Annotated in this window: 15 protein-coding genes; 6 read left to right on the top strand and 9 right to left on the bottom strand. The window is 67.0% G+C overall.

Annotation, left to right across the window (positions count from 1 at the left end):
- The 7 genes from DIE04_RS07505 to DIE04_RS07475 all read right to left on the bottom strand — a co-directional run.
- The coding region (locus DIE04_RS07505; RefSeq protein ID WP_148091646.1) for a sugar ABC transporter ATP-binding protein at positions 1-1,339 on the bottom strand (1,339 nt) is incomplete at its 3' end.
- Between the two features lie 145 nt (positions 1,340-1,484).
- Positions 1,485-2,435 carry a sugar ABC transporter substrate-binding protein gene (locus tag DIE04_RS07500; protein ID WP_044843604.1) on the bottom strand — a complete coding sequence of 317 codons (951 nt, stop codon included), beginning with the start codon at positions 2,433-2,435 and terminating at the stop codon, positions 1,485-1,487.
- Between the two features lie 519 nt (positions 2,436-2,954).
- The gene (locus DIE04_RS07495) at positions 2,955-3,881 is read right to left on the bottom strand and encodes a CysB family HTH-type transcriptional regulator (protein WP_044843605.1); all 927 of its coding nucleotides are present in this window, start codon (positions 3,879-3,881) and stop codon (positions 2,955-2,957) included.
- Positions 3,882-3,961: 80 nt separating this feature from the next.
- Positions 3,962-5,020, bottom strand: a complete 1,059-nt coding sequence (locus DIE04_RS07490; RefSeq protein ID WP_044843606.1) for a sulfate/molybdate ABC transporter ATP-binding protein — start codon at positions 5,018-5,020, stop codon at positions 3,962-3,964.
- Positions 5,021-5,033: 13 nt separating this feature from the next.
- Positions 5,034-5,981 carry a sulfate ABC transporter permease subunit CysW gene (cysW, locus tag DIE04_RS07485; RefSeq protein ID WP_044843607.1) on the bottom strand — a complete coding sequence of 316 codons (948 nt, stop codon included), beginning with the start codon at positions 5,979-5,981 and terminating at the stop codon, positions 5,034-5,036.
- A complete protein-coding gene (gene cysT, locus DIE04_RS07480) occupies positions 5,978-6,877 on the bottom strand; it encodes a sulfate ABC transporter permease subunit CysT (RefSeq protein WP_044843608.1) in 900 nt (299 codons plus the stop codon). Before cysT ends, cysW begins: the two co-directional genes overlap by 4 nt.
- A 137-nt stretch (positions 6,878-7,014) precedes the next feature.
- A complete protein-coding gene (locus DIE04_RS07475; RefSeq protein WP_124485540.1) occupies positions 7,015-8,052 on the bottom strand; it encodes a sulfate ABC transporter substrate-binding protein in 1,038 nt (345 codons plus the stop codon).
- Between the two features lie 264 nt (positions 8,053-8,316).
- On the opposite strand from DIE04_RS07475, the gene lexA reads away from it, so the two are divergent.
- The 3 genes from lexA to DIE04_RS07455 are packed head-to-tail and all read left to right on the top strand — an operon-like array spanning position 8,317 to position 10,051.
- Positions 8,317-8,964, top strand: a complete 648-nt coding sequence (gene lexA / locus DIE04_RS07465; protein ID WP_006754655.1) for a transcriptional repressor LexA — start codon at positions 8,317-8,319, stop codon at positions 8,962-8,964.
- Positions 8,965-8,990: 26 nt separating this feature from the next.
- Entirely contained in the window at positions 8,991-9,329 is a 339-nt protein-coding gene (locus DIE04_RS07460) for a hypothetical protein (protein WP_044843610.1), read from the top strand.
- 29 nt (positions 9,330-9,358) lie between these two features.
- Positions 9,359-10,051 (top strand): DUF2939 domain-containing protein, encoded by a 693-nt coding sequence (locus DIE04_RS07455; RefSeq protein WP_124485541.1) that lies wholly within the window; start codon positions 9,359-9,361, stop codon positions 10,049-10,051.
- Between the two features lie 95 nt (positions 10,052-10,146).
- On the opposite strand, the gene DIE04_RS07450 is transcribed toward DIE04_RS07455, so the two are convergent.
- Positions 10,147-10,644, bottom strand: coding sequence for a universal stress protein (locus DIE04_RS07450; protein ID WP_044843612.1), 498 nt, complete (start codon positions 10,642-10,644; stop codon positions 10,147-10,149).
- On the opposite strand from DIE04_RS07450, the gene DIE04_RS29690 reads away from it, so the two are divergent.
- The 3 genes from DIE04_RS29690 to DIE04_RS07440 all read left to right on the top strand — a co-directional run bounded on the left by DIE04_RS29690 (position 10,643) and on the right by DIE04_RS07440 (position 12,726).
- Positions 10,643-10,807 carry a hypothetical protein gene (locus tag DIE04_RS29690; protein ID WP_185500322.1) on the top strand — a complete coding sequence of 55 codons (165 nt, stop codon included), beginning with the start codon at positions 10,643-10,645 and terminating at the stop codon, positions 10,805-10,807. The two genes, DIE04_RS07450 and DIE04_RS29690, sit on opposite strands and share 2 nt — an antisense overlap.
- A gap of 164 nt (positions 10,808-10,971) precedes the next feature.
- Positions 10,972-11,886 (top strand): nodulation factor ABC transporter ATP-binding protein NodI, encoded by a 915-nt coding sequence (nodI, locus tag DIE04_RS07445; RefSeq protein WP_044843613.1) that lies wholly within the window; start codon positions 10,972-10,974, stop codon positions 11,884-11,886.
- A 6-nt stretch (positions 11,887-11,892) separates the two neighbouring features.
- Positions 11,893-12,726 (top strand): ABC transporter permease, encoded by an 834-nt coding sequence (locus tag DIE04_RS07440; RefSeq protein WP_044843614.1) that lies wholly within the window; start codon positions 11,893-11,895, stop codon positions 12,724-12,726.
- A 50-nt stretch (positions 12,727-12,776) separates the two neighbouring features.
- Here DIE04_RS07440 and DIE04_RS07435 read toward each other — a convergent pair whose 3' ends face one another.
- Positions 12,777-13,199, bottom strand: coding sequence for a hypothetical protein (locus DIE04_RS07435; protein WP_044843615.1), 423 nt, complete (start codon positions 13,197-13,199; stop codon positions 12,777-12,779).
- Positions 13,200-13,320: the final 121 nt, after the last annotated feature.

The raw sequence follows: 13,320 nt of genomic DNA, 5'->3' as shown, positions 1-13,320 counted from the left end.
TGTAGATCTCGAATTTGGCGCCGACGTCGATCCCGCGGGTCGGTTCGTCGAACAGCAGCACGCCCATGTCGCGCGCGAGCCAGCGGCCGATCACGACCTTCTGCTGGTTGCCGCCCGACAGTTCGCCGACCGCCTGCGCGGCGCCGTGGGTGCGGATCCGCAGCGCGTCGATCTGCTGCTCGGCGAGCGCCGTCTCGCGCGCCGTATCGACGATGCCGCCGCGCGCGAGCCGGTCGAGCTGGCCGAGCGACACGTTCGACGTGACCGACTGCGACAGCAGCAGCCCTTCGCCCTTGCGGTCCTCGGTGATCAGCGCGATGCCGTGCTTCACCGCGTCGACGGGCGAGCCGATGCGCGCCGGCTTCAGCGGATCGCCGACCGCGATCATCCCGGCGTCCGGCGTGTCCGCGCCGTAGATCAGCCGCAGCAATTCGGTGCGCCCGGCACCGATCAGCCCCGAGATGCCGAAGATTTCGCCCGAGCGCACTTCGAGCGACACGTCCTGCACGGCCGTGCCGCGCGTCATGCCCGACACGACGAGGCGCGGCGCGCCGATGCGGCGCGCGCCGAGGTCGATGTGCTCGCCGACCTCGCGCCCGACCATCAGCGTGACGAGCCCGTCGGACGTCGTCGCGGCCATGTCGCCGACGTGCACGAGCCGGCCGTCGCGCAGCACCGCGACACGCTCGGCGACCCGCGCGAGTTCCTCGAGCCGGTGCGAGATGTAGACGATCGCCACGCCGCGCGCCTTCAGCCGGTCGATCTGCTCGAACAGCAGTTCGACCTCGCGCGCGGTCAGCATCGCGGTCGGTTCGTCGAGGATCAGCACACGGCAGTCGCCGATCAGGTTGCGCGCGATCTCGACCATCTGCTGGTGGCCGATGCCGAGTGCGCCGACCGGCGTATCGGGATCGACCGCGTCGAGCCCGACCTGCGCCATCGCGGCACGCGCATCGTCGCGCAGCCGCGCGCGATCGATGATGCCGAAGCGCCGCGGCAGACGGTTCAGGAACAGGTTCTCGGCGACCGTCAGCGTCGGCAGCAGGTTCAGCTCCTGCATCACCATGCGCACGCCGAGCGCCTCGGCCTGCGTGCGGCTCGCCGGCGCGTAGGCCTGGCCGCCGAGTTGCATCGTGCCGGCGGTCGGGTCGACGAGGCCGCCGATGATCTTCGACAGCGTGCTCTTGCCGGCGCCGTTCTCGCCCGTCAGCGCGAGCGCTTCACCCGGCACGAGCGTCAACGTGACGTCGGCGAGCACCGGTTCGGCGTAGGTCTTGCCCACACCGGAGACGGACAGCACGGGAACGGCTGAACGGGAGGGTTGGAAGGTCGGTTCCATCGCGATCCTGGTTGCGGCCGCGCGCACGCGGCGCGCGGGTGTGACGCTCACAAGTGCATGTGCATGCAGTGGCCGTGATCGCGCTCACTCCGTATAACGGCCGCCGGGCCCGCTTCTTGAGGCCGGCGGCCGCGACGGGGCGGCGTTACTTCGTCACGAGATCCACCGGCGTCTCGACCACGCCGGACATGTCGGCCTGCTTGCGATGCTCGGCGATCGCCTTGAGCGCCGTGTCGATGCCGAACACGGCCTGCTTCGCCGCGTACTGGTCGGCGGTCGCGAGCACGCGGCCGTCCTTCAGCATCGGCCTGATCGCATTGATGTTGTCGTAGCCGACCACGAACACCTTGCCCTGCTTGCCCGCCGCGCGCACGGCCGACACGGCGCCGATCGCCATGTTGTCGTTGCCGCACAGCAACGCGCGCAGGTTCGGGTATTCGTTGAGCATCGCGGACGCGACCGCATTGCCCTTGTCGATCTCCCATTCGCCCGACTGCACCGACACGACCTTCATCCCGCCCGCCTTCATCGCGTCCTCGAAGCCGGCCGTGCGCTGCTGCGCGTTGGTCGTCGTCGACACGCCTTCGAGGATGCCGACCTGGTCGCCCGCCTTCAGCCGCTTCGCGAGGTAGTCGCCGATCTTGCGCGCGCCCTTGCGGTTGTCGGGGCCGACGAACGGCACGTTCAGGTTCTTCGACTTGAGCACGTCCGGGTCGAGCCGGTTGTCGATGTTCACGACGGTGATGCCCGCGTCGACCGCCTTCTTCACGACGGGCACGAGCGCCTTCGAATCGGCCGGCGCGAGCACGATCGCATCGACCTTCGACACGATCATCTGCTCGACGATGCGGATCTGGTTCGCGGTGTCGGTCTCGTCCTTGATGCCGTTCGTGATCAGGTCGAACTGGCCGGCGTTGTGCTTCTGGTATTCCTTCGCGCCGTTTTCCATCGTCAGGAAGAACTCGTTGGCGAGCGACTTCATCACGAGCGCGACCTTCGGCTTGGCCGCGGCCTGCGCATGGACGGCCGGTGCGGCAGCAACCGCGACGGCGGCAAGTGCGGCGGTCAGGAAGCGACGGCGAAAGAGGACATTCATACACATCTCCTGGCGACTGGCCCGACGGGCCAGATTATTGTTTGACTGTTGTTTTAATGAGAGCAAACGTTTGCGCTACACTTCCCGGGCATCGGCCATCGATGCTGCTTGTCGGTACCACGGAATGGAAGCGAGGCAGACGGCCGACTGCCTGGCGCGTGCTGTCGTGACGCGCCACCGCCGGCGGGACGCCGGCGGAGTGGAAGCTATGCTGTACCGTTTCGGTTCGACGCGCAACCCGTCTGATCAATATTTAAGGGTTTATTCGGAGCGCGCGGTTGCACGCGCCGATTGCGGCGCGTTACATGATCGAAGCGAGGCACGCGCATGCGCCCTCTTGTTTTTCTGTTGACCGGCGATTAGTTGACGGCCGCCGCTCACGGCAACCCGGCTTGTGAGCGACAGCTTCGATCGAAGGACCGACGCGTCGGCACGCCCTGAAATGGCGGATGCAGCATCGGCGCCCGATGCAACGCGTCCGAAGGGCGCCTGCCGCGCCCCCGGAACATCGTCCCGCCGTCAGACCGCTTCGCGCAGCAGCCCGGCGATTTCCGCTTCGTTAAGATGCGGCGCGAACATCTCGATCAGCCGGTACGCATACGCGCGCAGGAATGCGCCCTTGCGCAACCCGACCCGCGTCGTGCTCGCCTCGAACAGGTGCTGCGTGTCGAGCGCGACGAGCCCGGTGTCGCGCTGCGGATCGAAGGCCATTGCCGCGACGACGCCGATCCCCATCCCGAGCTCGACGTAGGTCTTGATCACGTCCGCGTCGATTGCAGTCAGCACGACGTCGGGCACGGCGCCGGCCTGCGCGAATGCCTGGTCGATGTGCGAGCGGCCCGTGAAGTCCTGGTCATACGTGATGATCGGGTACTCGGCGATTTCGTCGAGCGTCAGGTTCTCGCGACCGACGAGCGGATGCCCCTTCGGCACGACGACCGTGTGGTGCCACGAATAGCACGGGAACGTGACGATGTCCGGATAGCGATCGAGCGCCTCGGTCGAGATGCCGAGATCGGCTTCGCCGTTCAGGATCATCTGCGCGATCTGCTGCGGGCTGCCCTGGCGCAGCGCGAGATGCACCTTCGGAAACACCTCGGTGAACTGGCGGATCACCTTCGGCAGCGCGTAGCGCGCCTGCGTGTGCGTCGTCGCGACGACGAGGTGGCCGCTGTCCTGGTCCGCGAACTGGCGCGCGACGCGGCGCAGGTTTTCCGCATCCAGCAGCATCCGCTCGATCAGCTGATGCACGGCCTTGCCGGGCTCCGTGAGCCCCGTGAGCCGCTTGCCGCGCCGGATGAAGATATCGACGCCCAGTTCATCCTCGAGATCCTTGATCTGCTTCGACACGCCCGACTGCGACGTGTACAGCACGTTCGCGACTTCCGTCAGGTTCATGTTCTGGCGCACGGCCTCGCGCACGAAACGCAATTGCTGAAAATTCATGGGTATGCCTCTTAGGCTGTCGTTGTTTGAATGTCGATTCGGAGCGGTATCCGCCCTCTTCTCTTTACCGCGGCCGGACGTCAGTGCGCGGGAAACACGCGGACCGCGCGCGGCACGGCCGTCGCGCCGTCGCCCACCTGCAGCGCGAGCGCACGCCACGCGTCGCGATCGAGTTCCGCTTCGAGTGCGCCGCCCGTGCGCGCCTCGAGTTCGACCCGCACCGAGCCGCCGAGCGGGATCACGCGGCGCACGTCGACCGCGATGCCGTCGCGATGGTCGTCGCCGGCCGGCCACAGCTGCAGGTCGTGCGGCCGCACGTATGCGTTCGCGGGACCCGCGAAATCGGCGTCGACCGCGATCGGCGCGGCCGCCCCCTCGGCCACGAAGCCGCGCCCGGCGACCGTGCCCGGCAACCGGTTCGCCGCACCGAGGAATTCGTAGACGAACGCGCTTTGCGGATGATCGTAGACGTCCTGCGGGCTGCCGACCTGCTCCACATGACCGCGGTTCAGCACGACGATCCGGTCGGCCACTTCCAGCGCCTCCTCCTGGTCGTGCGTGACGAAGATCGTCGAGATGTGCAGGTCGTCGTGCAGGCGCCGCAGCCAGCCGCGCAGTTCCTTGCGCACCTTCGCGTCGAGCGCGCCGAACGGCTCGTCGAGCAGCAGCACCTTCGGCTCGACCGCGAGCGCGCGGGCCAGCGCGATCCGCTGACGCTGGCCGCCCGACAGCTCGGACGGGTAGCGCTGCGCAAGCCAGTCGAGCTGCACGAGCTTCAGCAGTTCGTGCACTTTCTCGCGGATCACGGCTTCCGACGGCCGCTCGCGGCGCGGCTTCACGCGCAGCCCGAACGCGACGTTCTCGAACACGGTCATGTGGCGGAACAGCGCGTAATGCTGGAACACGAAACCGACCTGGCGCTCGCGCGCGCCGACCGACGCGACGTCGAGCCCTTGCAGCACGACCTGGCCGGCGTCCGCGTGCTCGAGGCCCGCGATCACGCGCAGCAGCGTGGTCTTGCCGCAACCGGACGGCCCGAGCAGTGCGACGAGCTCGCCCGGCGGAAAGTCGAGCGACACGTTGTCGAGCGCGGTGAAATCGCCGAAGCGCTTCTGAAGGTGACGGACGGTGATACCCATTCTGGTTGCCTCTTTACGATTTCGACGAAATGGCGGCGGCGGGGCCGGCATGAGCGGGAACGTCATCGCGTGCGCCGGCCAGTTCGGCGGCGAGGTGACGCTCGGCGAGCAGCTTCAGCGCGAGCGTGACGAGCGCGAGCAGCGCCAGCACCGACGCCACCGCGAACGCCGCCGCGAAGTTGTATTCGTTGTACAGGATCTCGACGTGCAGCGGCATCGTGTCGGTCACGCCGCGGATGTGGCCGGACACGACCGACACCGCGCCGAACTCGCCCATCGCGCGCGCATTGCACAGGATCACGCCGTACAGCAGGCCCCACTTCACGTTCGGCAGCGTCACGCGCCGGAAGATCTGCCAGCCCGATGCGCCCAGCACGCGCGCGGCCTCCTCCTCGTCGGTGCCCTGCGCCTGCATCAGCGGGATCAGTTCACGCGCGACGAACGGGAACGTGACGAAGATCGTCGCGAGCACGATGCCCGGCACCGCGAAGATGATCTGCACGTCGTGGCCCTGCAGCCACGGCCCGAGCCAGCCCTGCGCACCGAACAGCAGCACGTAGACGAGGCCCGAGATCACTGGCGACACGGAGAACGGCAGGTCGATCAGCGTCGTCAGTAAAGCCTTGCCGCGGAATTCGAACTTCGCGATCGCCCACGACGCGCACACGCCGAACACGAGGTTCAGCGGCACCGCGATCACCGCGACGGTCAGCGTCAGCTTGATCGCCGACCATGCGTCGGGATCCGCGAGCGATTCGAGATAGAAGCCGACGCCCTTGCGCAGCGCCTCAAAAAACACCGCGGCGAGCGGCACGACGAGGAAGAACGCGAGGAACGCCAGCGCGACGCCGATCAGCAGCCAGCGCACGGCGCGCGGCTCGCTGACGGGATCCGGTTGTTTCGCGGCGCGCACGCGCGCGGCGGACGGGTTGTTCAGCACGGCGGTGGACTCCTGGCTCATTGCTGGCCTCCGGCGGCAGTCGCGGCAACGGTGACGGTCGCGGGCGCGGGGCCGCTCGCGCCCTTGCTCGTGCGGCGCTGCAGATACCACTGCAGCGTGTTGATGAGCAGCAGCATCAGGAACGACACGACCAGCATCACGACCGCCAGCGCGGTCGCGCCCGCGTAGTCGTACTGCTCGAGCTTCGTGATGATCAGCAGCGACGTGATCTCGGATTTCATCGGCACGTTGCCGGCGATGAAGATCACCGACCCGTACTCGCCGAGCGCGCGCGCGAACGCCAGTGCGAAGCCGGTGAGCAGCGCGGGCAGCACGGCCGGCAGCACGACGCGGCGGAACGTCAGCCAGCGCGTTGCGCCGAGGCACGCGGCGGCCTCTTCCTGCTCGCGCTCGAAATCCTCGAGCACGGGCTGCACGGTGCGCACGACGAACGGCAGCCCGATGAAGGTCAGCGCCACCAGCACGCCGACCGGCGTGAACGCGATCTTGATGCCGAACGGCGCGAGATACTGGCCCACCCAGCCGTTGGTCGCGTAGACGGCGGCAAGCGAGATGCCGGCGACCGACGTCGGCAGCGCGAACGGCAGGTCGACGATCGCGTCGACGAGCCGCTTGAACGGGAACGTGTAGCGCACCAGCACCCACGCGACGAGAAAACCGAACACGGCATTGATCACCGCACCGCCGAGCGCGGAGGCAAACGTCAGCCGGTACGACGCGAGTACGCGCGGCGACGCGACGGCGGTGACGAACTGGTCCCACGACAGCGTCGCGGTCTTCAGGAACGTGGCGGCGAGCGGAATCAGCACCACGAGGCTCAAATAGGCCACCGTGATGCCGAGCGTCACGCCGAAACCGGGCAGCGCGCTCGGCTTGCGAAAGGTGTACGTCGTCATCGGATGCTCTTGCTGGGTCGTTGCTGCTCACGGGTCCGACGCAAACGCCGGCGCGGGGAGTCGCGCCGGCGGGCCGTCGGGGATGCGGCGCGCTGTCGTGGCGCGCCGCTGTCGTTGTGGTTTGCTGCTGCCTGGTGTTACTGCGGCTTGTAGATCGAGTCGAACACGCCGCCGTCCGCGAAATGCGTCTTCTGCGCGTTCGTCCAGCCGCCGAACGTGTCGTCGACCGTGTACAGCTTCAGCTTCGGAAACTGCTTCGTCAGGTCCGCCGGCACGTTCTTCGAACGCGGACGGTAGTAGTTGCGCGCCGCGATTTCCTGGCCCTGCGGGCTGTACAGGAAATTCAGGTAGGCCTCGGCCAGCTTGCGCGTGCCCTTCTTGTCGACCACCTTGTCGACCACGGCAACGGGCGGCTCGGCCAGGATGCTCACCGACGGCACGACGATCTCGAACTTGTCGGTGCCGAATTCCTTGATCGACAGGAACGCCTCGTTCTCCCACGCGATCAGCACGTCGCCGATCCCGCGCTGCACGAAGCTCGTCGTCGCACCGCGCGCGCCCGAGTCGAGCACGCCCGCATTCTTGTAGAGCTTCGTCACGAATTCCTTCGCGCTCTGCTCGTTGCCGCCCGGCTTGTGGACCGCGTATGCCCATGCGGCCAGGTAGTTCCAGCGCGCCCCGCCCGACGTCTTCGGGTTCGGCGTGACGATCGAGATGCCCGGCTTGGTCAGGTCATCCCAGTCCTTGATCCCTTTCGGGTTGCCCTTGCGCACCAGGAACACGATCGTCGACGTGTACGGCGATGCGTTGTCGGGCAGGCGCTTCTGCCAGTCCTTGTTGACGAGCCCCTTGTTGGCGATCGCGTCGATGTCGTAGGCGAGCGCCAGCGTCACGACGTCGGCCTGCAGGCCGTCGAGCACCGAGCGCGCCTGCGCGCCCGAGCCGCCGTGCGACTGCTTGAAGTTGACCGTCTCGCCCGTCTGCGCCTTCCACGCCTTGCCGAACGCCTGGTTGAAGTCCTGGTACAACTCGCGCGTCGGGTCGTAGGACACGTTCAGGAACGTCGTATCGGCCTGGGCATGCGTCGCGACGCCCAGCGCCGCCGCCGCGCCCAGCGCGAGTGTTGCGATCAGGCGGCCCACTCCGCCCACCAGCCCCGTATTGCGCTTCGCCATCCTTGGTTCTCCAGTGTTGTCGGTATTGCGATGTCGGGCCAGTCTAGCGAACGGGTTACATGATTAAAAATAATCGTTCCTTATTTTTTAATACTCAAAAGTGCTAACGCAGACGGGATGGACGGTTGAGGCAGATGAACCGGCGTCCGGGCGTCGCGAAATCACGTCGGAACCGGCGCGATCGCGTCGAACTTCAAGTAACACTTGAAATTCGCGAAGTACTGTATAAAAATACAGCTCACTGTCTATCCATACAGTTCAGCCATGACCAAACTCACCGCCCGTCAGCAGCAAGTGTTCGACTTGATCCGCCGCGCGATCGAGCGCTCCGGTTTCCCGCCCACACGCGCCGAGATCGCGGCAGAGCTGGGCTTCAGCTCGCCGAATGCGGCCGAGGAACACCTCCGTGCGCTGGCGCGCAAAGGGGTGATCGAGCTGGCCGCCGGCGCGTCGCGCGGCATCCGCCTGCTCGGCATCGACGACGCCCCCCATCAGTTCACGCTGCCGCATGCCGGCCTGATGCAACTGTCGCTGCCGCTCGTCGGCCGGGTGGCGGCCGGTAGCCCGATCCTCGCGCAGGAGCACATCTCGCAGCATTACGCGTGCGATCCCGCGCTGTTCACCAGCAAGCCCGACTACCTGCTGAAGGTGCGCGGCCTGTCGATGCGCGACGCCGGCATTCTCGACGGCGACCTCCTCGCCGTGCAGAAGCGCACGGAAGCGAAGGACGGCCAGATCATCGTCGCGCGGCTTGGCGACGACGTCACGGTCAAGCGCCTGATGCGCCGGCCAGGCGGCCTCGAGCTGATCGCGGAGAACCCGGATTACGAAAACATCTTCGTCAAGGCCGGCAGCGCGGAATTCGCGCTGGAAGGCATCGCCGTCGGGCTGATCCGCTCGGGCGAACTCTGACAATCGGTCTCGCTGAGGAGAACATCATGGAACGCCTTTCCCGTTTGCTGCCTTTCCGTCAATTCGGCCGCCTGCGTCACCTGCGCGGCCGCACGCCCTGCGCGCCGCTGTCCGCCGCGGCGCCCGTGGTGAGCCAAGAAGTCGCAGTTGAACGGCAGGCGTCGCTGCTGCCCTCAGCGCTTCCCGCCTTCGCACGGGTCTCGCTGAACGCCGGCCTGCACCACGCGGAACCGGCGCGCCGTGCGCCCGTGCGCGTTTATCACGGCCGGTCGCGCCTGATCATGGTCGGGACGATCGATGCCGTGTGCCGGATGATCGATCGCTGCATCGACGAGGAACGATCGGCCACGCACGGCGGTCTCTGATTGCGGAACCTGTCCGCACCGGAGGCATCGTGACTGGATCTTCGGGCCGCGCGTGGCGGCTCAAGCCCCTGCTGATCGTCGTGCTGGCCGTCGCCGTTTTGGTGGCGATCGGCTATGCGTACGCATCGCCGTATGTCGCGCTCGGTCGCCTGAAATCGGCGATCGATGCGCGCGATGCGCAATCGGTCAGCGAATATGTCGATTTTCCGTCGCTGCGCATCAGCCTGAAGCAGCAGGTCACGGAAGAGTTGATGCACCGGATCGACGCGGTGAAGAAGGACAACCCGTTCGCGGTGATCGGCGCGCTGATCGGCTCTGCATTGATCGGCCCGCTCGTCGATGCGTATGCGACGCCGGAAGGCGTCGCGGCGCTGATGAGCGGCATTCCCCCGCGCGGTAATCCGGGCGAGCGGCCACCCGAATGGTCGGGCCCGCCGTCAGGCGGTGCGCCTGGCAGCGCATCGGCCGCACCGCCGGCCAATCCGGCGAGCACCCCCGTACCGGGCAGCAATGCCTCGGTCGCGTCCGCGCCGGCCCCCGCATCCGCGCCAGCCGGCCCGGGCGACACGCGCCATCCGCAGCAAACGAGCGCCGGCTACCGGAATATCGATGAATTTGTCGTGACCTACCAGCGCAGTGCCGACGGCACGCGCTATGCGGCGATCTTCCACCGCTTTGGCCTGTTTTCGTGGAAGCTGTCCGCGATCGACCTGCACGCGTGAGCGGTCGCGATCGGGATCGATGCCGCTGCGGCGGCAATGGCGAGCGACCGGCGCGGATCGCAGGACAACCCGGCCGGTCACACGATCTCACTGTGTCACTTGCCGCTCGCGGTGGCCGCTTCGCGTTCGCGCGCGATCTCGGCCTTTTGCTCTTCAGCCGACGAACACGCGACCAGAATGCTGCAGTTCACGCGATCGAGCAGTTGCGTATTGCCCGACCCCATCCACCATCTCGACAATCCGCTGCGGCACCGATGGCCGACCACGACGAGGTCGGCCTTCAACTCGGTCGCGAGATTCGCGATTTCGTCGATCGGATAACCGAACGCAAAATGGCCTTCCGCCTGGACGCCGCGCTCGCGCAGCCAGTTCACGCCTTCCTGCAGGATCTCGCGCGCGGTTTCCTCGAAGCGGCCGCAGGCGACGTCGGTCAGCAGCCCCGCGCTTTGCGCGATGCTCGAGCGCATGTCGACGACCGACAGCAAATGCGTTTCCGCCTTCAGGTCCAGCGCGAGATTCGCACCGCACCGCAAGGCCTTGCGTCCTTCGAGCGTGCCGTCGTAGCACAGCAGAATCTTGTTGTAGCTAGCCATGAGACCTCCCTATCGCGACAACGTGCCCTATGCACTCATCATGGTGCGCCGCAATTCCGGACGCAAGGGATGGAAAACGCTGATTCGCCACGCGGGGCGCGTCGGCGATGATGCGGTGCACGATCCGTGCGCGCATGCACCGTCGCGCGCGTGCGCGCCCTGAAGAGACGCAGCCGATGCACTAGAATGGCCCGTCCGTGTCCTCGACGTGCGTTCGCCCCGGTCATGCCCATGTGACACGCATTCGCCCGATCCGTTCGCCGAGCGGCATGCCCATCCGGCCGGCCGCGAAACGCGTCCGCGCCTGCCTACAACGACAACCTGCCCATGTCCGTTGCACCGATCGATTTCCGGAACGTCGAAAAGCGCTATGGCGACAAGCTCGTCGTCAACGGCCTGTCCTTCCACGTGCAGGCCGGCGAATGCTACGGCCTGCTCGGGCCGAACGGCGCCGGCAAGACCACGACGCTGAAAATGCTGCTCGGCCTCGTGTATCCCGACGCCGGCACCATTTCACTGTGCGGCGAACCGGTTCCGTCGCGCGCGCGGCATGCGCGCCAGCGCGTCGGCGTCGTCCCGCAGTTCGACAACCTCGACCCCGACTTCACGGTCCGCGAAAACCTGCTCGTGTTCAGCCGCTATTTCGGGATGTCGGCGCAGGCTTCACGCGCGCTGGTGCAGCCGCTGCTGGAATTCGCGAAACTGGAGAACAAGGCCGATGCGAAGGTCGGCGAGCTGTCGGGCGGGATGAAGCGCCGCCTGACGCTTGCGCGCGCGCTCGTCAACGATCCGGACGTGCTGGTGCTCGACGAGCCGACGACGGGGCTCGATCCACAGGCGCGGCACCTGATGTGGGAGCGCTTGCGTTCGCTGCTCGCGCGCGGCAAGACGATCCTGATCACCACGCATTTCATGGAGGAAGCCGAGCGCCTGTGCGACCGGCTGTGCGTGATCGAGGAAGGCCGCAAGATCGCCGAAGGCGCGCCGCACGCGCTGATCGAATCGGAGATCGGCTGCGACGTGATCGAGATCTACGGGCCGGACCCGGTCGCGCTGCGCGACGAGCTGACGCCGTTCGCGAAACGCACCGAGATCAGCGGCGAGACGCTGTTCTGCTACGTGAGCGATCCCGAGCCGCTCAGCGCCCGGCTCAAGGGTCGCACGGGATTGCGCTATCTGCATCGTCCGGCCAATCTGGAAGACGTGTTCCTGCGGCTCACGGGCCGCGAAATGCAGGACTGATCGATCATGGACGCACGCAACTATTCCGCCGCCGCGCCGTCCGCACCGCCACGCGAATCACGCTTCGCAGTCGCGCTGCCCGCGAATGCCACCAACTGGATCGCCGTGTGGCGGCGCAACTACCTCGTGTGGCGCAAGCTCGCGCTCGCGTCGCTGTTCGGCAATCTCGCCGATCCGATGATCTACCTGTTCGGGCTGGGATTCGGGCTCGGCCTGATGCTCGGCCACGTCGACGGCGTGTCGTATATCGCGTTCCTCGCGGCCGGCACGGTCGGTTCGAGCGTGATGATGTCCGCGAGCTTCGAGTCGATGTATTCGGGCTTCTCGCGGATGCACGTGCAGCGCACCTGGGAAGCGATCATGCACACGCCGCTCGCGCTGGGCGACATCGTGCTCGGGGAGATCGTCTGGGCGGCGAGCAAGGCGCTGTTGTCGGGCGTCGCGATCATGCTCGTCGCGGGCCTGCTCGGCTATGCGCGCTTTCCGTCGATGCTCGCGGCGCTACCCGTGATCGTGCTCGCCGGCCTCGCGTTCGCGAGCACCGCGATGATCGTCACCGCGCTCGCGCCGTCCTACGACTTCTTCATGTTCTATCAGACGCTCGTGCTGACGCCGATGCTGCTGCTGTCGGGCGTGTTCTTCCCGATCACGCAGTTGCCGCCGATCGCGCAGCATGCCGCGCACGTGCTGCCGCTCGCCAACGCGGTCGAACTGATCCGGCCCGCGATGCTCGGCCGGCCGGCGACGGACGCCGGCCTGCATCTCGCGGTGCTCGCCGGTTATGCGGTCGGCGGATTCATCGTCTCCGCGTGGCTGTTCCGGCGGCGCATGATGCGCTGACGGCCGACGCGCACGGCGCGCCGGCTCGCTGCGACGAAGCGGCGGCGGCGTTACTCGTCGTCGTCGCTCCACGGAATCTCGACGTCGGTCAGGAATGCGACGGTCGCCAGCGGGCCGCCTTCGTGGCGGCCGAGCTTGCCGTCCGCGCGATGCCATTCGACGCGGAACTGCGTACCCGGATCGTCGGCAACCAGATAGACCGCGCGCAGTTCTTCCGCGTCGGCTTCGTCGACCGGACCGTCGAACGACACCAGCATCTTCTGCGGCCATAGGCCGTTCACCGGATCGTAGATGCGGTCGCCCTGCGGAATCTCGATGCTGGCCTCGACGCCGATCGTGGCGGAGGCTTCGATGATCATCGTGCCGAGCGCGTTCAGCACGGCAGTGGCCCGCGCGGAATTGGCCTGGCGGATCGCGAGATCGCCACGCGTCAGCGCCTTTTCGAGTCGAGGATGAATCTTCGGTTGGGTCATGCGTTTTCCTGTTTGCTTCTTGTAAAGGGCACCGCGCGCGTGAGGCGGCGGCGCCGGATGAATACGACGGTCATGCGACGGGACCGGTCGGCGCACGCCGCGGCGGCCATCGCGCAGGGTC

The organism is Burkholderia sp. Bp8994 (genome assembly GCF_003853805.1).
GTDB lineage: Bacteria > Pseudomonadota > Gammaproteobacteria > Burkholderiales > Burkholderiaceae > Burkholderia.
Note: the sequence above shows the minus strand (reverse complement) of the source record. Positions and strands in the feature narration are given on the sequence as shown.

Bases quoted from the DNA above. Each gene is read 5' to 3' on its own strand.
- DIE04_RS07440 (WP_044843614.1), top strand. From the start codon at position 11,893: ATGGACGCACGCAACTATTCCGCCGCCGCGCCGTCCGCACCGCCACGC.
- DIE04_RS07450 (WP_044843612.1), bottom strand. From the start codon at position 10,644: ATGGCTAGCTACAACAAGATTCTGCTGTGCTACGACGGCACGCTCGAA.
- cysW (WP_044843607.1), bottom strand. From the start codon at position 5,981: ATGAGCCAGGAGTCCACCGCCGTGCTGAACAACCCGTCCGCCGCGCGC.
- DIE04_RS07500 (WP_044843604.1), bottom strand. From the start codon at position 2,435: ATGAATGTCCTCTTTCGCCGTCGCTTCCTGACCGCCGCACTTGCCGCC.
- DIE04_RS07435 (WP_044843615.1), bottom strand. From the start codon at position 13,199: ATGACCCAACCGAAGATTCATCCTCGACTCGAAAAGGCGCTGACGCGT.
- cysT (WP_044843608.1), bottom strand. From the start codon at position 6,877: ATGACGACGTACACCTTTCGCAAGCCGAGCGCGCTGCCCGGTTTCGGC.
- DIE04_RS07490 (WP_044843606.1), bottom strand. From the start codon at position 5,020: ATGGGTATCACCGTCCGTCACCTTCAGAAGCGCTTCGGCGATTTCACC.
- DIE04_RS07475 (WP_124485540.1), bottom strand. From the start codon at position 8,052: ATGGCGAAGCGCAATACGGGGCTGGTGGGCGGAGTGGGCCGCCTGATC.
- DIE04_RS29690 (WP_185500322.1), top strand. From the start codon at position 10,643: ATGAGACCTCCCTATCGCGACAACGTGCCCTATGCACTCATCATGGTG.
- DIE04_RS07460 (WP_044843610.1), top strand. From the start codon at position 8,991: ATGGAACGCCTTTCCCGTTTGCTGCCTTTCCGTCAATTCGGCCGCCTG.
- DIE04_RS07495 (WP_044843605.1), bottom strand. From the start codon at position 3,881: ATGAATTTTCAGCAATTGCGTTTCGTGCGCGAGGCCGTGCGCCAGAAC.
- nodI (WP_044843613.1), top strand. From the start codon at position 10,972: ATGTCCGTTGCACCGATCGATTTCCGGAACGTCGAAAAGCGCTATGGC.
- lexA (WP_006754655.1), top strand. From the start codon at position 8,317: ATGACCAAACTCACCGCCCGTCAGCAGCAAGTGTTCGACTTGATCCGC.